This is a genomic window from Microbacterium sp. CFSPD4_SD4, assembly GCF_057364585.1.
In genome coordinates this window covers 12,888-31,392 of the sequence record NZ_JBNFOC010000017.1, presented here as the reverse complement: position 1 = coordinate 31,392, position 18,505 = coordinate 12,888, and the positions used below count along the sequence as shown (strand labels likewise).

The window sequence follows — 18,505 nt, the reverse complement described above, 5'->3', positions numbered from 1 at the left end:
GGCGGGATCAGGACGGGCGGGCAGGGGGTGGGGAGGGGCGGGTGTGACCCCGCACCGGAGGGAGGGACGGACGGAGGGGGAGTGTGACGCGGGATGACGCGGGGTGAAGGCGTGTGACGGACGGGGATCACGGGCGACGGGGGCAGCCCTAGATTCGGGGCACATCCGCACGAGCGAGGGGAGGGCCCGCGGCGATGAGCTTCCTGACGGACTGGCACGAGTGGCATGCGGCGCGCGAGCGCTATGCGGGGTCGGAGTACGGGCCGTCCGCGCTGGAGTCCACGAACTGGCTCATCACCGAACCCGCCGCGGTCGACGGCGTACCCGGACTCTGGGCCCTCACCGGGGACGGCGGCATCCGCGGCAGTGAGCTGGGACCGTCGGGGTCGGTCGTCACCCTCCGCGGCACCCAGACCCTGCGCCTCGGGCGGCGCGAGCTGCGTGTGTTCGACCGCAACGGACTGCTGGCGCTCCGCGTCTGGAACCCCGCCCGTCCGCAGCGGGAGTGGTTCACCGCGATCGACGCCTACGCCCCCGACGAGCGATGGCGGATCCCGGCCACGTTCGAGCCCGCGCCGGACGAGCGGATCGTCGTCACGGCGGTCGACGGCGAGGAGCGCGAGACCCCGATCGCCGGACGCCTGCGGTTCGAGCTCGCCGGGGCCCCGCACGAGCTCACGGTCACCCGCAGCGGGAGCGGAGCGCTGAGTGCGGTCTTCGCCGACGGGACGAACGGGCTGGAGACGTACCGGTTCCGCTTTCTCCCCGTCGACGAGCCCGCCGCCGACGGGTCCGCCGTGATCGACTTCAACCGGGCGTACCTCCCGCCGTGCGCCTTCTCCGACCAGTTCATCTGCCCCCTGCCCACACCAGGCAACCGCTACTCCACGCCGATCAGGGCCGGGGAACGCGTGGTCGTGCTCGGCGGCTGACCACGGCGGCAGCGTGCGCCTTAAGCTGGATCCGTGCACGGTGAATACAAGGTTCCTGGGGGCAAGCTCGTCGTCGTCGACCTCGAGGTCGAGAACGACCGGATCGCGCGGTTCCGGCTCGCCGGGGACTTCTTCCTCGAACCGGACTCCGCGCTCGACGACATCAACGCCGCCGTCGAGGGCCTCCCCGCCGAGTCCGACGCCACGGCCATCGCCGCGGCCGTCCGCGGTGCCCTCCCCGAGGGGGCGCAGCTGCTCGGCTTCAGCCCCGAGGCCGTGGGCACCGCCGTGCGTCGCGCTCTGGTCACCGCGCCCGGGTGGCGCGACTTCGACTGGGAGATCGTCCACGAGAAGGCGGTCTCGCCGCGCATGAACCTCGCCCTCGACGAGGTGCTCACCTCCCGCGTCGGCGAGGGGCGTCGGCGTCCGACCCTGCGCATCTGGGAGTGGGACGAGTCGGCCGTCGTCATCGGGTCGTTCCAGTCGTACCGCAATGAGGTCGATCCCGAGGGCGCCGCGAAGCACGGCTTCGACGTCGTCCGCCGCATCTCCGGCGGCGGGGCGATGCTCATGGCGGCGGGACAGATCATCACCTACTCGCTGTACGTGCCGGCCTCGCTCGTGGCGGGCATGACCTTCGCCGACTCCTACGCGTTCCTCGACGACTGGGTGCTGCAGGCGCTCCGGTCGCTCGGCATCGACGCCGTCTACCAGCCGCTCAACGACATCGCGAGCCCGACCGGCAAGATCGGCGGCGCCGCGCAGAAGCGCCTCGCGAACGGAGGTGTGCTGCACCACGCCACCCTCTCCTACGACATCGACGGCCAGATGATGACCGAGGTGCTGCGGATCGGCCGCGAGAAGCTCAGCGACAAGGGGACGACCTCGGCAGCCAAGCGCGTCGACCCGCTGCGGAGCCAGACCGGACTGGAGCGTGCCGAGATCATCGAGCGCTTCAAGGACACGTTCCGCTCGCTCACCTCCGCCGAGGGCGGCGGCATCACGCCGGACGAGTACGCCGATGCCCAGGCGCTGGTGGAGTCGAAGTTCTCGACCGACGCGTGGCTGCACCGGGTTCCGTGAGCCCTGCGACAGGCTCAGGCCCTTCGACAGGCTCAGGGACCCAGGGCCCTTCGACAGGCTCAGGGACCCAAGGGGGCGGCCCAGAGGCCCAGGTCCCGGGGCGGGTGTCGGTGATCGAGGGGGACAACCTCGCGGTCGCGGCGACCCTGCCGTCCGGATCCTTCACGCTCGTCTACCTCGACCCGCCGTTCAACACCGGGCGGGTGCGGGAGCGGCAGGTGGTCACCGTCCGCCGCACGTTCCCACCCCAGGAAGAGCCGGCGGATCCGGACGGGGGCAGCCCCGCATCGGCGGAGCCTGCGGCGGAGGGCCGGAGCCCTGAACGGGCGCCCGGCGAGCCCGAGGTGCGACACGGCTTCCACGGGCACCGGTATGAGCGGGTGCGCGGCATGCTGCGCGCCTACGACGACAGCTTCGACGACTACGGCGCCTTCCTCATGCCGCGGCTGGAGGAGGCCTGGCGGCTGCTCGCCGACAACGGCACCCTGTACCTGCACCTGGATTACCGCGAGGCGCACTACGCGAAGGTCATGCTCGACGCGGTGTTCGGCCGGGACTGCTTCCTCAACGAGCTCATCTGGGCGTACGACTACGGCGCGAAGTCCCGGCGGCGGTGGCCCACCAAGCACGACACGATCCTGGTGTACGTGAAGAACCCGCGGACGTACGTGTTCAACTCCGACGACGTCGACCGGGAGCCGTACATGGCGCCGGGACTGGTGACCGCGGAGAAGGCCGCGCGCGGCAAGCTCCCGACGGACGTGTGGTGGCACACGATCGTCCCGACCACGGGGCGCGAGAAGACGGGGTATCCGACGCAGAAGCCGGAGGGCATCCTGCGGCGCATCGTGACCGCGTCGAGCCGGCCGGGCGACCGGGTGCTCGATCTCTTCGCGGGCAGCGGCACGACCGGAGCCGTGGCCTCTGCACTGGGGCGGGAGGCGGTGCTCGTCGACGACAACCCGGAGGCGGTGCGGGTCATGGCCGCGCGCATCCCGCACGCGGAGGTCCGCCGGGCCTGAGCGGGCCTGGTCGGCAGCGGCCGTCAGATCCCGATCGAGACCTTCCGCAGGGTCTCACTCACCGTCCAGACCGTCCGTATGCCGGCCGTGAGCCGCATCACGGACCCGGGGCCGAGCTCCACCGGAGGGAGCGCGGGCGCGGTGAACGTCACGGTCGCGCGACCGGAGAGGACGACGAACACCTCGTCCTCCTCGACGTCCACCGCGGTGCCCGGCGTCATCTCCCAGACGCCGATCTCGATCCCGCCTGCGTCGTCGAGCACCGTGTATGCCGTGCTCGGCGCGCCGTCGCGGACGTCTTCGTCGGGCAGCGGGGTGTGCGTGAGCGCGAGGCGTCCGGCCTCGACGACGGCCCCCGGGGCGAGCGCGGTCACGAGTCGAAGCCCATGCCGAGGGCGTCGAGCGTCTTCAGGAACAGGTTGCGGCGCCCCTCGTTGTGGTCGGCGCTGTCCATCGCGGCGCGGACGAGGTTGATCCCGACGGACGCGGCCGGCTCCGGCGGGAACGGGATCGGCTTCTCGCGCACCATCCGGAGCTGCGTGCGCTCGGTCTCCTCGCCGGCGAGTTTGTCGAGCATGACATCGGCGGCGAACCGGGCGGCGCCGACCCCGAGGCCGGTGAACCCTGTGGCGTAGGCGACCCGGGCGCCGCGGGCGGTGCCGAAGAACGCGCAGAACCGGCTCGACGAGTCGATCGCCCCGGCCCAGCGGTGCGTGAAGCGGAGGCCTGCGAGCTGCGGGAAGGTGGTGAAGAAGTGCGAGGCCAGCCGCCGGTGGCTCTCCATCCGGTCCTCGTAGGCGGGGCGCACCTTGCCGCCGAAGTGGTAGACCGCGTCGTAGCCGCCGAACAGGATCCGGTCGTCCGCGGTGAGCCGGTAGTAGTGGAACTGGTTGGCGCTGTCGGCGAGCCCCTGGCGGTTCCGCCAGCCGATGGAGGCGAGCTGCTCGGCCGACAGCGGCTCCGTCATCAGCACGTAGTCGTACACCGGCACCGTCATGAGGCGGTTGCGCTTGAGGAGAGAGGGGAACACGTTCGTCGCGAGCGCCACCGCGTCGGCGGTCACTCGCCCGTGCTCCGTGACGAGGGTCACCGGACCGGAGTCCGCGCCCTCGATCCGCCGGACGAGGCTGTGCTCGTGGATCTCCACGCCGAGCTCGACGGCCACCCGCGCGAGCTCCAGACCCAGCTTCGCGGGGTGCACGAGAGCGCTGCCCTCCCGGTCCCACGCGCCGGCGAGGAACGTGGGGGAGTGCACCTCCGCCTGCACCGCTTCCCGGTCGAGGAACCCCTCCTCCTCGCGCAGCCACTCGACCTGATGCGGCTCCACGGCCACCGCGAGCTGGCCCGTCCGCTCGAACTCGGCATCCATGTCGTACCGCCGCACGGTCTCGGCGATGCCGTCGAGGTTCTCGTGGCCCAGCTCCTCCAGCCGGTCGATCTCCTCGGGCCAGCGGTTCACGCCGTTCTCGTGGCCGTGGGTGAGGCTGGACTCGCAGAAGCCGCCGTTGCGCCCGGACGCCGCCCAGGCCACGCGGGACGCCTCGAGGAGGACCACCCTCCGCTCCGGATCCCGTTCCTTCGCACGTACGGCCGTCCAGAGTCCGGTGTAGCCGCCGCCGACGACCACGAGGTCCGTGTGCACGGTGCCGCGGAGCGGCGGGTGCGCGGGACGCTCGACGTCGTCGAGCCAGAAGACCGACAGGGCCGTGTCGCGCAGGGCGTCGTCGATGACGGACTGCGGAGGACGCCGGCGTTCGAAGACCGTGGTGCCCATGTTCACTCCGATGCGAGGGGAGCGCGTCAGCGCGTTCCCCAGTTGTAGAGGTCTTTGTAGAGGCCGGCGTAGAGCAGGCTCTCCGTCTGGATGATGCCGGGGATGGTGCGGATGCGGGTGGCGATGAGGTCGAGCAGGTGGTCGTCGTCCTCGCACACCGCCTCGACGAGGATGTCGAACGTCCCGAGGGTGACCACGACGTACGCGAGCTCCGGGATCGCCGTGAGCTCCTCCGCGATCGCGCGGGGGTCGCCCGACACCCGGATCCCGATCATCGACATGCGGTGGAAGCCGAGCTGCAGCGGGTCGGTCACGGCGACGATCTGGATCAGGCCCGATTCGGTCAGGCGCTGCACACGCTGGCGGGCCGCCGCCTCGCTGAGCCCCACCTCGCGGGCGATCTCCGCATAGGGTCGCCGACCGTCCTCCTGCAGCAGCTCGACGATGCGCTTCGAGATATCGTCGAGGGCGGGGGGAGGCGTCTTCGGACTCATGTACCGATCGTGACATTCCGATGGGTGCGGCGCAACTGAATCCGTCGATCTGTGGACGAAAAGCTACAGATTCCGCGTTCGGATGGCTACCATGGCGCTATGTCCTCACCGTCGACGATGACCGTGCCCCTGCAGAACTTCATCGGCGGTCGCGCCGTCACCGCAGCGGGGAGCGGGCGCCTGCCGCTCATCGATCCGGTGACGGAGGAAGCTTACGGCGAGATCCCGATCTCGGACCGTGCCGACGTGGATGCCGCGTACGCCGCGGCCGCGGAGGCGTTCCCGATCTGGCGGGACACGCCGCCGTCCGCGCGCCAGCTCGCCCTGTTCCGCATCGCCGAGGAGATGGCCGCGCGGGCCGAGGAGTTCGCCGACCTCGAGTCGAAGGACACCGGCAAGCCGCGGGCGACGCTCGTCGCCGACGAGATCCTGCAGTCGGTGGACCAGCTGCGGTTCTTCGCCGGCGCCGCGCGGAGCCTCGAGGGTCGCGCTGCCGCGGAATACCTCCCCGGGCACACCTCCTTCGTGCGGCGGGAGCCGATCGGCGTGATCGGGCAGGTGACGCCGTGGAACTACCCCCTGAACATGGCGGTATGGAAGATCGCTCCCGCCCTCGCCGCCGGGAACACCGTCGTGCTGAAGCCGGCGGAGTCCACGCCGCTCACCACGCTGCTGCTCGCGGAGATCGTCGCGCGACACACCCCCGCCGGCACCCTCAACGTCGTGCTCGGCGACCGCGAGACCGGAGCGGCCCTCGTCGACCATCCGACGCCGCAGATGGTGGCCATCACCGGCTCGGTGCGGGCGGGCATGGCCGTGGCCCGCTCCGCGGCCGACGACGTCAAGCGCGTGCACCTGGAGCTCGGCGGCAAGGCGCCCGCGATCGTCTTCCCTGACGCGTCGATCGAGAAGGCGGTCGAGGGCATCGTCACCGGGGCCTTCTTCAACGCGGGTCAGGACTGCACCGCGGCGACTCGGGTGCTCGTGCACGCGTCGGTGCACGACGAGCTCGTCGCCGCACTGGTGGAGCGGACCCGCACGCACGCGCGGACCGGGGCCCCGGACGAAGAGGGCGTGCTGTACGGGCCGCTGAGCAGCGCGGCCCAGCTCGCGCAGGTGCAGGGCTTCGTCGACCGGCTTCCCGCGCATGCGACGGTCGCGACCGGCGGGGCGCGGCAGGGCGACCGGGGCTACTTCTGGGAGGCGACCGTCGTGACCGGCGTGCAGCAGGACGACGAGGTCGTGCAGGGCGAGATCTTCGGACCGGTGCTGACCGTGCAGCCCTTCGACACCGAGGAGGAGGCGCTCGCGATGGCGAACGACGTGCCGTATGCGCTCGCCGCATCGGTGTGGACGCGGGATCATGCCCGCGCCCTGCGCCTCTCCCGCGACCTCGACTTCGGGTGCGTGTGGATCAACACCCACATCCCGTTCGTGTCGGACATGCCGCACGGTGGTTTCAAGCACTCCGGATACGGGAAGGACCTGTCGCAGTACGGCTTCGACGACTACACCCGGATCAAGCACGTGATGAGCGCGCTGGACTGACGGCGGGACCACTTCAGCGCGGGGCGAGGTGCTTGACGCGGCGGTGCTCGCGGAGCGTGAACTGCGGGCGCTGATCGATCTTCGTGGCCCCGTCGAGCTCCCACCCGTGCCGGGCGTAGAAGCCGTCGGCGCGGTCGTTGCCGTCGAGCACCCAGAGGTAGGCGCGTGTGTGGCCGGCGTCGATCATGCGCTGCTCGGCCGCGTCGAGGAGGGCATGCCCCGCCCCCGTCGACCACGCGGTGGGATCGGCGTAGATGCCGTACAGCTCCGCATCGTCCAGGCCGTCCGGGTCGCGGCCGGAGCCGAACGACGCCCAGCCGACGACGGTGCCGTCGCGCTCGGCTACCAGGGTCCCGAGGCTCGTGGGGAGGGGGTCGGCGAAGATGCGGCGCCACCCGTCGGCGCGCTCCGAGACGGACAACCCGTCCAGCACCTCCTGGTCGATGAGGCCCTCGTAGGCCGCCTGCCACGAGCGCACGTGCACTCCGGCCACGGCCTCGGCATCGTCGGCGACGGCGTCTCGGATCACCAGGGGCGTCATCCCTCCACCCTATGCGGACCCCCGACGTCACTCGGTCCCCTCCCGTGCCTTCCTCCTCCGACACCCGGGCACACCTGCACGACCCGGGTACGTCTGGGGGGCCGGATCCCGGGTTCCGTCGTGCAGCCGTGCCCGGGGCGTGCAGGTGACACAGCCGGAGAGGACGGGTCGACGGGTGCGACGCGATGTGGCAGGCTGGCGGGCACCGACTCCGCACGAGAATCGACCCCCCAGAGGTTCCGCCGCATGTCACGACCCCTCGCAGGACCGCAGACCCTGCTCCGTACACTCAACGGCCGCGCGACCCTGGAGCGCCTCGCCCGGAGCGGACCGCAGACTCGGGCCGAGCTCATGGCGGCGACCGGCCTCTCCCGCACGGCCGTGACCCAGGTGCTGCGGATGCTCGACGCCGCGGGAGCCGTCACCGCGGCCGGAGTCGACCGCGACACCCGCGGACCGGCGGCCGGCCGCGTCGCGCTGCACCCGGCCCTCGGCTTCGCGGCAGCGGTCCACGTGGACCATCACGCGGCCCACGTCGTCCTCGTCGACGCGACCGGCGCCGTCAGGGCCGAGCGGCACGGAGCCTTCCCCGCGGGCGAAGACCGCGTCGCGCACATCGCCGCCCTCGTCGCGGCCTGCCGCCGGTCCGTGAAGGGCGCGCTCCACCTCGCCGTCGTCGGAGTGCCCGGCATCGTCGCCGCCGACGGCGCGATCCGCGACGACCAGGGACCGGACGGCGGCGCCTTCCGCTCGGCCCTCGCGACCGCCCTCGACTGCCCGGTCCGCGTCGAGAACGACGTCAACCTCGCAGCCCTCGCCGAGTCGACCACCGGCGTCGGCATCGACCTCGCGAGCTTCGCACTGCTGCTGCTCGATGACGACCTCGGCGCCGGCATCGTGATCGACGGGGCGCTGCACCGCGGGTTCTCCGGCGTGGCGGGCGAGGTCATGTATCTCCCGCAGACGCCGGTGCCCATCGGTGCCCCGGTCGCGGGCGCCACGGTGGTGCGCGACCTCGCCCTCGGCCTCGGACTGGATGTCGACGCGCCGTTCCTCGCCCACCTGGAGGCGGCGCGGCACGGCGACGAGGCGGCGCACGCCCTCGTCGCGGAGATCGGACGGCGGCTCTTCCTTGCGGCGGGCAGCGTCGCGCTCGTGCTCGATCCCGAGGCCTTCATCCTCGGCGGGGAGGCGGTGCACCCGGCGCTCCTGGACGCGATCGAGCGCGTCGCGGACGAGTTCTCCGCGCAGCTGCCGCTCCGCTTCCTCGCCTCGGCGTTCGGGCCGGAGGCGCCGCTCGTCGGAGCCGTGGGCGAGGCGGCCTCCGCGCTCCGTGCCGATGTCTTCACCCGGATCCTCACCCCCTCCCGCGCAGCCGCCGCCGGCCGCTGACCGCCCGCCCGACAGGACACGCCATGACCGCCTCCTCCGCCCTCGCCGACCGACTCGGACTGCCGTCCGGTGCCAGGGCGGTCATCCTCAACGCCGACGACTTCGGGATGTGCCATGCCGCCAACGCCGCGATCTCCGGTCTCCTCGTGCGCGGCCGGATCGACTCGGCGACGGTGATGGTGCCCTGCGCGTGGTCCCCGGAAGCGCTCGCCTTCGCCGCCGCGCACCCGGACCTCGACGTGGGCGTGCACCTCGTGCTCACGAGCGAGTGGCGCCGGTACCGATGGCGCCCGCTCACCGGCGCCTCGACCCTGGTCGATGCCGCCGGCTTCTTCCCCGCCGACGTCGCGACCGTGGAGCAGCACGCCTCCGAAGCGGATGTCGCGGCCGAGATCGCCGCCCAGCTGCAGACCGCGCTCGACGCCGGCGTCGACGTGACCCACCTCGACAACCACATGGGATCCGTCTACGGGCTGCTGACCGGCCGTGACTTCCTGCGCGCCGTCTTCGAGCTCGCCGCCCGGCACGGCCTCCCCTTCCGCCTGCCCCGCGAGATGGAGGGGGCGGACGCCGATCCGATGCTGCAGGCGAAGCTCACCGAGGCCGCGGCGGTGGCCGATGCGTTCGGCGTCGAGATCGTCGACCGGCTGTGGACGCACCCGTTCGAGCTGCGCGGCGAGGGCACCGCCGACGAGGAGTCGTACGAGCAGGTCCGAGACGGCTTCCTCGCGGTGCTGCGCGCCGTCCCGCCCGGGGTCACCGAGATCTACCTGCATCCGATGGCCGACGGCGAGGAGCTGCGCGCCGCGGTGGACTTCGCGGCGGCCAAGCGCGGCTACGAGCTGCGGCTGCTCGACGATCCGCTCGTGCAGCAGACGATCGCCGAGGAGGGCCTGGTCCGCGTCGGCTGGCGCGCGCTGCGGGACCTGCAGCGGGGAGACGCCCGGTGACGGCGCTCGGCGAACGGCTGCGCGACCGCCGTCTCGACGCCGCTCCGTCCCGCGCCCAGACCATCGCCTTCGGGGCCTCAGGGTTCCCGACGCAGCTGATGACGCAGACGTTCTCGGCATTCGTCGTGTACTTCTACGTCTCGCACCTCGCCGTCCCCGCGGGGTGGGTGGCGGCGGCGATGATCGCGCACGGCATCCTCAACGCGGCGCTCAACCCGGTCGTCGGGGCGCTCTCCGACCGGATCCGCACGCCGTGGGGCCGCCGCATCCCGTGGATCGGGCTCGGCATCGTGCCGCTCGTCGTGGCCTTCGCCCTCGTCTGGATGCCGCCCGCGCTCCCGGCGGCTGGGCTCATCGTCTGGTTCCTCGTGGTCGTCGCGGTCTACGACATCGCCTTCGTCGTGGTGGTGCTGAACATCTCCGCGCTGTTCCCGGAGATCTTCCGGACCACGGAGGAGCGCGCCCGCGGGAACGTGCCGCGGCAGATCTTCGCGATCCTCGGCATGGTGCTCGGCACGGCCGGCGCTCCAGCGCTCTACGACGCGATCGGCTGGCCGGGGATGGCGCTCGTGCTGTCTGGTGTCTGTCTCGTGCTGCTCGCCTGGTCGTTCCTCGGCGGGATGATCGAGCGCCGGGTACCGGAGGCCGCCTCCGAGGCGATGCGCTGGCGGGACCAGCTCATCTACACGTTCCGCAACCGCGCCTTCGTGCCGTACGTGCTGGGCTCGCTCTGCGTGCAGACCTCGATCGCCGTGATCCTCGCCGCCGTGCCGTTCTACGTCCGCTACTCGCTGGGGGCGGCCGAAGGCGAGGGGAGCCTCCTGCTCGGCGCCATCTTCGTCACGGCCATCCCGTCGATCGTGCTGTGGAGCGCGGTGGTCCGGCGCACCTCCCCGCGCACGGCCCTGCTGTGGAGCGTCGGGGTGTTCGGGGTCGCGGTGCTCGGCTACCTCATCCCGACGTCCGTGGGGGCGGCGGCTCTCGTCGGCATCGCGGTCGGCGTCGGCGTCGGCGGGCTGCTGCAGCTCCTCGAGGTCGTGCTCGCCCAGATCATCGACGACGATGCGCATCGCACGGGCCACCGCCGCGAGGGCGCCTACTTCGGCGTGAACGGCTTCGTCGTCCGCGGCTCCGTCGTCCTCCAGGCGATCGTCGCCGCGGCCGTGCTGACCGCGACCGGCTTCGACGCCGAGCTCGGCGACGCGCAGCCGGAGGCCGTCGACGGCGGAATCCGGCTCATGCTGGCGGTCATCCCCCTGGCGTTCACCGCCGTCGGGTGGCTGTGCTTCTGGCTCTACCCACTGCGCACGCGCGACGCCTGAGGTCAGCCGGCGGCGCGGCGGGCCTCCCAGCCCGTACGCACCATCTCGTCGACCGTGTAGCGCATGGTCCAGTCGAGGTCGCGGGCCGCGAGTTCGCCGGTCGCCACGATCCGATCCGGGTCGCCGGGGCGGCGCGGACCGATCTCCGGAGTGAAGTCGATGCCGGTGACGCGGGCGACCGCATCCATGATCTGCTTCACGCTGAGGCCGTCGCCGGAGCCGAGGTTGTACGCGGGCTCGATCGGAGCGCCCGAGGCCAGGCGCTGCGCTGCGGCGACGTGGGCGGCGGCGATGTCGCCGACGTGCACGTAGTCGCGGACGTTCGTGCCGTCAGGGGTGTCGTAGTCGTCGCCGAAGATCTTGGGGGTGCGGCCCTCGATCAGCGCCTCGAAGACGATGGGGAAGAGGTTGTGCGGGCTGACGTCGTAGACCGTCGGGTCGGCCGAGCCGACCACGTTGAAGTACCGCAGCGAGGTGTGGCGCAGCGGGCGGTCGGAGTCGGCGGTGGCGATCGCCTGGTCACGGAGCAGCCATTCGCCGATGAGCTTGGACTCGCCGTACGGGCTCGCGGGCTTCTTGGCGGTGTCCTCGACGACGAGCGACACGTCCGGGGTGCCGAACACGGCGGCCGACGAGGAGAAGACGATGTTCGCGACGCCCGCCGCCGCCATCGCCTCCAGGATGATCCGCGTGCCCTCGACGTTCTGGGCGTAGGTGTGCAACGGGCGCTGGACCGAGACGCCGGCGTACTTGTAGCCCGCCACGTGGATCACGCCCTCCGCCTCGTGCGTGCGCAGCGTCTCCTCGACGAGGGCGCGGTCGAGGATGCTGCCCTGCACGAACGGCACGCCCTCCGGCACGAAGGAGGCCAGACCGCTGGAGAGGTCGTCCAGCACGACGGGGGAGAGGCTGGCCTCCGCGAGGGCGCGGACGACGTGGGCACCGATGTAGCCGGCGCCGCCGGTGACGATCCAGGACATGCGTTCCTCTCCTGCCGCGGCGGTGGCGGCTCGACCCTTCATTGTGTCAGGCGTCGCGGCGCGGACCTGCGGACGGGCTGACCTCGAACAGGTGCGGGGCGACGAAGCCCTCGGCAGCGAACCGCCCCCGCACCGCGTCGGCGAGGTGGGGCACGGCGTCGCGGTCGACGAGGGCGATCGCTGCGCCCCCGAACCCGCCGCCGGTCATGCGCGCACCCACCGCGCCCGACGTGAGGGCGGTCTCCACGGCGGCGTCGAGCTCGGGCGTCGAGATCTCGAAATCGTCGCCCATGGACGCGTGGGAGGCGACGAGGAGGTCGCCGATGCCGCGCGCGCCCGCGGTGCGCAGGGTCGCGACGGTGTCCTGCACGCGCTGATTCTCCGTGACGATGTGCCGCACGCGGCGGAAGGTCACGTCGTCCATCAGGCTCTCGGCACGGGCGAGGTCGGCCACCGCGACGTCGCGCAGCGCCGGCACGCCGAGGATCGCGGCCCCGCGCTCGCACGCGGCGCGGCGCTCCCGGTAGCCGCCGGTGGAGTGCGCGTGCGTGACACGGGTGTCCATCACGAGCACCGCGAGTCCGGCATCGGCCATGCCCAGCGGCACGACCTCGGCGGCGAGGGAGCGGCAGTCGAGGAAGATCGCGGCGTCGGGCTCGCCGAGCATCGAGGCCATCTGGTCCATGATCCCGGTGGGCGCGCCCACGGCCTCGTTCTCCGCCGTCCGCCCGACGCGGGCGAGGGCCACGGCGTCGAGATCGGTGCGCCAGAGCTCGTTCAGTGCCGCGGCCGTCGCGCCCTCGATCGCGGCGGACGACGAGAGACCGGCACCGACCGGGACGTCGGAGGCGATCGCGATGTCCAGGCCGGAGACCGCGGTCATGCCGGCCGCTGCACGGAGCGCCCAGGCGACGCCCAGCGGGTAGGCGGCCCACTCCGGCACCGCGGGCTCCGTCCCGGGTGGGGTGGGGAAGAGGCGGTCCAGCTCGTCGAGGGCCACTTCCACCGGCTCGTCCGCGAAGGTCGAGGCGACGCGGAGCCGGCCGTCGGCGCGGCGACCGACCGCGGCGACCGTCCGCTGCGGGATGGCGAACGGGAGCACGAAGCCGTCGTTGTAGTCGGTGTGCTCGCCGATGAGGTTCACGCGTCCCGGCGCCGACCAGACGCCGTCCGGGGTGCGCCCGGCGAGGGCGGCGAAGAGCTCGGCGGCGGCGTCGTGTGCGGAGGTCATGCGGAAGCTTCCTGATCGGTGCGGGCGATCGCTTCGCGGAGTCGGGCGGCGCCCTGCTCGGGCGCGACCTCGGCGGCCCACGCCCACATCGCGGCCTCGGAACCTGCGAGGAACTTGAGCTTGTCGGCGGCGCGGCGCGGGCTCGTGAGCTGCAGGTGCAGGCGCACGGTGTCGCGGCCGACGTGGACCGGAGCCTGGTGCCAGGCGGCGATGTACGGCGTCGGGCTGTCATAGAGCGCGTCGACACCGCGGAGGAGGCGGAGGTAGAGCGGGGCGAGCTCGTCGCGCTCCTCCGCCGTGGTCTCGGCGAGGTCCGGCACGTGCCGATGCGGCATGAGGTGCACCTCGAGCGGCCACCGCGCCGCGAAGGGCACGAACGCCGTCCAGTGCTCGCCGCGGAATACCACCCGTTCGGACGCCTGCTCCTCGGCGAGGATGCGGGCGAAGAGGTCGGGCGCGGTGCGGTCGACCGCGTCCAGCACCCGGGCGGTGCGCGGGGTCACGTAGGGGTACGCGTAGATCTGGCCGTGCGGGTGGGGGAGCGTGACGCCGATCGCCTCGCCGCGGTTCTCGAACGGGAAGACCTGCTGGATGCCGGGGAGGGCGGACAGGGCGGCGGTGCGGTCGGCCCAGGCCTCGATCACGGTGCGGGCGCGGGTCACGGTCTGCGTCCCGAAGGAGCCGGAGTGCTCGGGGCTGAAGCACACGACCTCGCAGCGGCCGACCGCGGTACGGGTGCGCCCGAGTCCGAGGGCCGCGAGGTCGTCGAGGCCGCGCGGGGGGTTCGTCGCCCCGGGGGCGGTGCCGACCGGCTCGGCGAGGGCGGGGCCGAACGCGGGGGAGCGGTTCTCGAACACGGCCACGTCGTACCGGGACGGCACCTCGGACGGATTCCCCGGCGTCTGCGGCGCGAGCGGGTCGGCGTCGGCTCCCGGCATCATGACGCGGTTCTGGCGGTTGGCGGCGACGGTGATCCAGTCGCCCGTGAGCACGTCGAGCCGCATGGTCGCGGTGTCCGGCCGCGGGGCCAGGGTGCGGGCGTCGACCGACCGCTCGGCACCGAGAGTGGTGTCCGGGTCGTCGTAGTAGATGAGGTCGCGGCCGTCGGCGAGGGTGGTCGGGCGCTTGACGACACCGGCGCCGAGACGCTCCGTGGGGACCTCCGGGGATGCGGGCGTGTTCACGTCAACATGGTAGGCACGGCCGCGTGCTAACGTCAACACGACGGAGTTGTGAACGGAGGTTCCCGTGGCCGAGAAGCCCACGACGGCCGCGCGCGTGTCCATGGCCACCGTCGCGGCGCGCGCCGGCGTCTCCGGACAGACGGTCTCCCGCGTCGTCAACGGCAGCCCCCGGGTCGACCCGCAGACCCGGGCGCGGGTCGAAGCCGCCATGGCCGAGCTCGGCTACCGACCGCACCGGGCGGCGCGGGCTCTGCGCACCGGGCGCAGCCACACCCTCGGCCTCGTCGTGACCACTCTGGCCACGGTCGGCAACTCCCGGATGCTGCAGGCCACGGCCGAAGCGGCGGCGGATCGTGGATACGCGCTCACCGTCGTCACGGCCGCGGACGGCGTGGAGGCCGCGTTCGCCCGGCTCGCCGATCAGGGCGTGGACGGGGCTCTCGTGCTGAACGAGGCCTCCGCGCTCGTCGCCGCCGCGACCCTGCCGCCGGAGCTGCACCTCGTCGTCGTGGATGCCCCCGCCGGCGCCGGAGCGGCCGTGGTGCACAGCGATCATGCCGCGGGAGCGCAGGCCGCCACCCGCCACCTGCTCGATCTCGGGCACGAGACCGTCCACCACCTCGCGGGACCGGCGGGCTCGTTCGCCGCGGCCGAGCGCGAGCGGGGCTGGCGCGAGGCCCTGGCGGATGCCGGCGCCGTGCCACCGCCGGTCGTGCGCGGCGACTGGAGCGCGGAGTCGGGCTTCGCCGCGGGCGCGGCTCTAGGCGCGACCGCGGTGTTCTGCGCCAACGATCAGATGGCGCTCGGGCTGCTGCGGGCGGTGGCGGAGTCCGGGCGCGCGGTTCCGTCGGACGTCAGCGTGGTCGGCTTCGACGACATCCCCGAGGCGGCGAACTTCCTCCCGCCGCTCACGACCGTCCGGCAGGACTTCCCGGCGCTCGCGCAGCAAGCGGTCACGGCGCTCATCGCGGCCGTGGAGGGCGACGCGACGGCGACAGACCGCGCCGCGCCCGTGGTGGTGCCGACCCGGCTCGTGGAGCGGGCGAGCACGGCACACCGCTGACGCTCATCCGCGGGGCAGCTGCTCGTCCGGGCGAAAGGTCGTCGCGGCGCCGTCCGGCCACGACACCGTCGCCTCCCCTCCCTGCAGATCGAGTTCCGGTGGAACGGGCGAGCCCCCGAGCAGCACGCCGACCGCGATCCAGGTGTCGGGTCGCACCGGCGCGGAGAGCCAGGGGGTGACGGTCTCCGGGCCGAGCGGGGTCACGTCCCGCTCCCGCCGGACCCCCGCGGTCGCGTCGTCGAGGCCGTGGAGGCCCACCACCCGGCTCTGCGTCTCCCCGCCGGGGGTGAGGGCGGCGGTGACGGCCGCGGGGCCGGTCTCGACGACGGTGGCGGCGGACAGGGCCCATCCGCCGATGCGGAGGACGTCGCCGTCGTGGATCGCTCCGTCCGGCCCTGCGCCCGCCCGGACCCGCACGAGCCGCACCTCCCACGGTCCGCGCACCGCCGACACCACATCGACCACCGGGCCGACCGTGGTCTCGACGGCCGTGCCGCCTCCGCCGACGTCGAACCCCATGCGGACGCCGTCGTGCCAGTGCGCGGGGCCGGAGGAACTGCCGAGCGCCGTGCCGTCCGTCTCCCTCAGGCGCCCCGTCAGGAAGCCGGAGCGGTGGCTCGCTCGGCCCCCGCGCACCACGGCGACCGTGCCGTCGAGCGGGTCGCGTGCCCCCGGGCCGGCGAGAAGGGGGGCGGTCGCGGTGCTGTACCCGAGCTTCGCGTACAGGGGAGCATCGGGCTGGAACGCACCGGAGGTGCGGTGGTCGGTGCCCTGGTTGACGACGCGCACGATGCCGTCCGGGGTGCCCGTCGCCAGCCACCCCGGGGCGAGGAGGACGCGGGTGAACGGCCCCCGATCGATCGGCAGGGGCTGTTCGACGGCAGTCCAGAACGGATGCGTGGCGGGGAGGGCGAGCGGCAGGAGACCCTTCGCCGCCCAGTACGGGGAGCCGGGGCCGGAGTAGTCCTGGGCGAGCGGGCGCCAGGCGCCGTACCAGCCGAGGGGCAGCACTCCGGTCGCATCCGGCGCACCGCGGGCGGTGAAGTGCCGGACCTGACCGCTCACCGCCCGGCGCAGGAGGCCGGGGTCATGCCGCGAGGTGCCGGAGAACGCCGCGGCCCCGACCGCGGCGGCCGTCGCGAAGCGGTAGGTGAGGCTGCGCCCCTGGATGAGCGGTCCGCCGTCGGCGCCGACGAGATGCAGGGCGTCGTCGAGGAACGCGTCGAGCCGGCGGCGGTACCGGGCGACCCGGTCCGTGTGACGCGGCTCCGCGCCGACCATGTCCGCCCAGAGCAGCGGATAGAAAGACAGCGCCCAGCCGGCGTAGTGGTCGAACGACCGGGCGGCGCCGTCGGCGCTCCAACCGTCCTCGCGTTCGAAGCCGTCGAGGAGCGCGAGGTCGGTCGCGCGATCCGCGGCGGAGTACGGCACACCGACGCTCTCCAGGAACTGCTCGACGAGCACCCGGAACCACGCCCAGTTGTTCGGCGGGTAGCTGCCGCCGACGAACGTCGCGAGGTAGTCCACGGTGTGGGTCCGCGCCGTGTCGTCGAGGCGCGCCCACACCGTGTCGCGCGTGAGGTGAAGGCCCAGCGCGAGCGCCGCCGCCTCGACCTTCGCCTGGTCGACCTCATCGGGGCGCGGCCACCGCTCGGCACCGTCGGGGTCGACCCCCGCAGCGAGGCCTCGGGCGTACCGGTCGGCCAGCGACTCCGTGCCGAGCGGGTCGCCGGCGATGCGGAACGCGGCCAGCAGGAACGTGCGGCTGAATCCCTCGAGCGCATCGACCGCGGCGCCGAAGCCGCCAGGAGCGCCGGGGTAGCGGATGCCCGCGCCCGCCGGGCTCGCGTGACGGGCGGCCCCGTCGAGGATGGCGTCGCCAATCGCCACCAGGTGCGCACGCGTCCATCCCGTGTGCGGGGAGAGCGCGCGGTCCTCCGGAGGCAGCGCGAGGGGCGTCATGCGCTGTGCGCGAGGTCGGCGCGGTGCACGGGGTGCCGAGGCGGACGGCCGGCCACCCACGCCTCCAGCTCGTCGAGGGCGGCGTTGGCCAGACGGTGCGCTTCGGTGCCGAGCGAGCCGGCGAGGTGCGGGGTCACCGCGACGTTCGGCAGGTGCAGCAGCGGGTGGTCGGGCGGAAGCGGCTCCGGGTCGGTGACGTCGAGGATCGCGTCGAGGCGACCGGCGGCGCACTCCGCGAGCAGGGCCTCGTGGTCGAGGAGGGCTCCGCGGGCGGTGTTGAGCACGGTGGCGCCGTCACGCAGGGTGGCGAGCTGCGCGCGGCCGATCATCCGCCGGGTCGCGGGCAGGGCGGGGGCGTGCAGGGAGAGCAGATCGACGGCGGGGAGCAGGGAGTCGAGCGGGACGAGCCGGGCACCGGCCGCGGCCACCTCCTCGGCGTCGGCGTACGGGTCGGCGACGAGCACCTCGAGGCCGGGGAAGGGGCGCAGCAGGTCGACGACGCGGCGCCCTATGCGGGAGAACCCGACGATGCCGACCGTGCGGTCGAGGTTGCCGATTCGGCCCCCGGCGCGGGGCGACGCGCAGGTCGTGCTGTGCGTCGGCGGTACGGAGCGGGAGGAGGGCGCGCTTGCCGGAGAGCAGGATCATCGCGAGCGTGTACTCCGCGACGGGGGCCGCGTTGGCCTCGGCGGCCGAGGTGAGCAGGATGTCGCGCTCCCAGAACGCGTCGGACACGAGGCCGCGCACGCTCCCTGCCGCATGGAACACCGCGCGCAGCCGGGGGAGCCGATCGAGCAGGGGCGCGTCCAGGACCGGAGCGCCCCAGCCCGTCACCAGCACCTCCACGGCGGCGAGGCGGTCGTCCAGCGACGGGGCGTCGAGAGCGGTGGCGTGCAGCGGACCGCCGGGCGCGGCGAGGGTCTGCAGGCGGGCGCGCCGCGCGTCGTCGAACACGAGGTCCCACGCCTCCGTCGAGAGGGCGGCGAGGACGACTGGTCGAGGGGTCATGGGTCTCCGGGTATCTCGG

Annotated in this window: 17 protein-coding genes; 8 read left to right on the top strand and 9 right to left on the bottom strand. The window is 73.2% G+C overall.

All coding sequences use genetic code 11. From position 1 onward, the window contains the following. The first annotated feature begins 194 nt into the window (after window positions 1–194). From AC2W7E_RS15855 to AC2W7E_RS15845, 3 genes are all read left to right on the top strand, one after another. Window positions 195–932, top strand: coding sequence for a DUF1684 domain-containing protein (locus AC2W7E_RS15855; protein ID WP_062765531.1), 738 nt, complete (start codon window positions 195–197; stop codon window positions 930–932). Between the two features lie 33 nt (window positions 933–965). Continuing rightward, window positions 966–2,015, top strand: coding sequence for a lipoate-protein ligase LplAB (lplAB, locus tag AC2W7E_RS15850; RefSeq protein WP_085605923.1), 1,050 nt, complete (start codon window positions 966–968; stop codon window positions 2,013–2,015). A gap of 104 nt (window positions 2,016–2,119) precedes the next feature. Beyond that, window positions 2,120–3,037, top strand: coding sequence for a DNA-methyltransferase (locus tag AC2W7E_RS15845; RefSeq protein WP_085605925.1), 918 nt, complete (start codon window positions 2,120–2,122; stop codon window positions 3,035–3,037). Window positions 3,038–3,060: 23 nt separating this feature from the next. On the opposite strand, the gene AC2W7E_RS15840 is transcribed toward AC2W7E_RS15845, so the two are convergent. Genes AC2W7E_RS15840 through AC2W7E_RS15830 form a run of 3 tightly spaced genes read right to left on the bottom strand, consistent with a single transcriptional unit; the run spans window position 3,061 to window position 5,305 of the window. Further along, window positions 3,061–3,411, bottom strand: a complete 351-nt coding sequence (locus AC2W7E_RS15840) for a cupin domain-containing protein (RefSeq protein ID WP_085605927.1) — start codon at window positions 3,409–3,411, stop codon at window positions 3,061–3,063. Beyond that, complete coding sequence (locus AC2W7E_RS15835) at window positions 3,408–4,811, bottom strand: NAD(P)/FAD-dependent oxidoreductase (RefSeq protein ID WP_485989495.1); 1,404 nt, start codon at window positions 4,809–4,811, stop codon at window positions 3,408–3,410. Before AC2W7E_RS15835 ends, AC2W7E_RS15840 begins: the two co-directional genes overlap by 4 nt. A gap of 26 nt (window positions 4,812–4,837) precedes the next feature. Next, window positions 4,838–5,305 (bottom strand): Lrp/AsnC family transcriptional regulator, encoded by a 468-nt coding sequence (locus AC2W7E_RS15830; RefSeq protein WP_025105441.1) that lies wholly within the window; start codon window positions 5,303–5,305, stop codon window positions 4,838–4,840. A 99-nt stretch (window positions 5,306–5,404) separates the two neighbouring features. Between AC2W7E_RS15830 and AC2W7E_RS15825 the strand changes: the two genes are divergently transcribed. Then, window positions 5,405–6,853 (top strand): gamma-aminobutyraldehyde dehydrogenase, encoded by a 1,449-nt coding sequence (locus AC2W7E_RS15825; protein ID WP_085605931.1) that lies wholly within the window; start codon window positions 5,405–5,407, stop codon window positions 6,851–6,853. A gap of 13 nt (window positions 6,854–6,866) precedes the next feature. On the opposite strand, the gene AC2W7E_RS15820 is transcribed toward AC2W7E_RS15825, so the two are convergent. Next, complete coding sequence (locus AC2W7E_RS15820) at window positions 6,867–7,394, bottom strand: GNAT family N-acetyltransferase (protein WP_025105443.1); 528 nt, start codon at window positions 7,392–7,394, stop codon at window positions 6,867–6,869. Between the two features lie 246 nt (window positions 7,395–7,640). Between AC2W7E_RS15820 and AC2W7E_RS15815 the strand changes: the two genes are divergently transcribed. From AC2W7E_RS15815 to AC2W7E_RS15805, 3 genes are read left to right on the top strand one after another with little or no spacing between them, the layout of a single operon-like run. After that, complete coding sequence (locus tag AC2W7E_RS15815; RefSeq protein WP_485989494.1) at window positions 7,641–8,786, top strand: ROK family protein; 1,146 nt, start codon at window positions 7,641–7,643, stop codon at window positions 8,784–8,786. Window positions 8,787–8,809: 23 nt separating this feature from the next. Continuing rightward, the gene (locus AC2W7E_RS15810; RefSeq protein ID WP_025105445.1) at window positions 8,810–9,736 is read left to right on the top strand and encodes a polysaccharide deacetylase family protein; all 927 of its coding nucleotides are present in this window, start codon (window positions 8,810–8,812) and stop codon (window positions 9,734–9,736) included. Beyond that, window positions 9,733–11,058 (top strand): MFS transporter, encoded by a 1,326-nt coding sequence (locus AC2W7E_RS15805; RefSeq protein WP_485989493.1) that lies wholly within the window; start codon window positions 9,733–9,735, stop codon window positions 11,056–11,058. The genes AC2W7E_RS15810 and AC2W7E_RS15805 overlap by 4 nt, the downstream gene beginning before the upstream one ends. 2 nt (window positions 11,059–11,060) lie before the next feature. Here the strand turns inward: AC2W7E_RS15805 and galE are convergent, their stop codons facing one another. Genes galE through galT form a run of 3 tightly spaced genes read right to left on the bottom strand, consistent with a single transcriptional unit; the run spans window position 11,061 to window position 14,453 of the window. Further along, window positions 11,061–12,038 (bottom strand): UDP-glucose 4-epimerase GalE, encoded by a 978-nt coding sequence (gene galE / locus AC2W7E_RS15800; RefSeq protein ID WP_485989492.1) that lies wholly within the window; start codon window positions 12,036–12,038, stop codon window positions 11,061–11,063. A 46-nt stretch (window positions 12,039–12,084) separates the two neighbouring features. Next, window positions 12,085–13,269, bottom strand: coding sequence for a galactokinase (gene galK / locus AC2W7E_RS15795; RefSeq protein ID WP_485989491.1), 1,185 nt, complete (start codon window positions 13,267–13,269; stop codon window positions 12,085–12,087). Then, window positions 13,266–14,453: a galactose-1-phosphate uridylyltransferase gene (gene galT / locus AC2W7E_RS15790; RefSeq protein ID WP_025105449.1), complete on the bottom strand. Its 1,188-nt coding sequence runs from the start codon at window positions 14,451–14,453 to the stop codon at window positions 13,266–13,268. The genes galK and galT overlap by 4 nt, the downstream gene beginning before the upstream one ends. A gap of 100 nt (window positions 14,454–14,553) precedes the next feature. Here galT and AC2W7E_RS15785 point away from each other — a divergent pair, with 100 nt between their 5' ends. Further along, window positions 14,554–15,516, top strand: coding sequence for a LacI family DNA-binding transcriptional regulator (locus tag AC2W7E_RS15785; protein ID WP_249520620.1), 963 nt, complete (start codon window positions 14,554–14,556; stop codon window positions 15,514–15,516). 3 nt (window positions 15,517–15,519) lie between these two features. Here AC2W7E_RS15785 and AC2W7E_RS15780 read toward each other — a convergent pair whose 3' ends face one another. Together AC2W7E_RS15780 and AC2W7E_RS15775 are read right to left on the bottom strand one after the other, a co-directional pair. Beyond that, window positions 15,520–17,478: a DUF2264 domain-containing protein gene (locus tag AC2W7E_RS15780; protein WP_485989490.1), complete on the bottom strand. Its 1,959-nt coding sequence runs from the start codon at window positions 17,476–17,478 to the stop codon at window positions 15,520–15,522. Further along, the gene (locus AC2W7E_RS15775; RefSeq protein WP_485989496.1) at window positions 17,475–17,966 is read right to left on the bottom strand and encodes an NAD(P)-dependent oxidoreductase; all 492 of its coding nucleotides are present in this window, start codon (window positions 17,964–17,966) and stop codon (window positions 17,475–17,477) included. The genes AC2W7E_RS15780 and AC2W7E_RS15775 overlap by 4 nt, the downstream gene beginning before the upstream one ends. Between the last annotated feature and the right edge of the window lie 539 nt (window positions 17,967–18,505).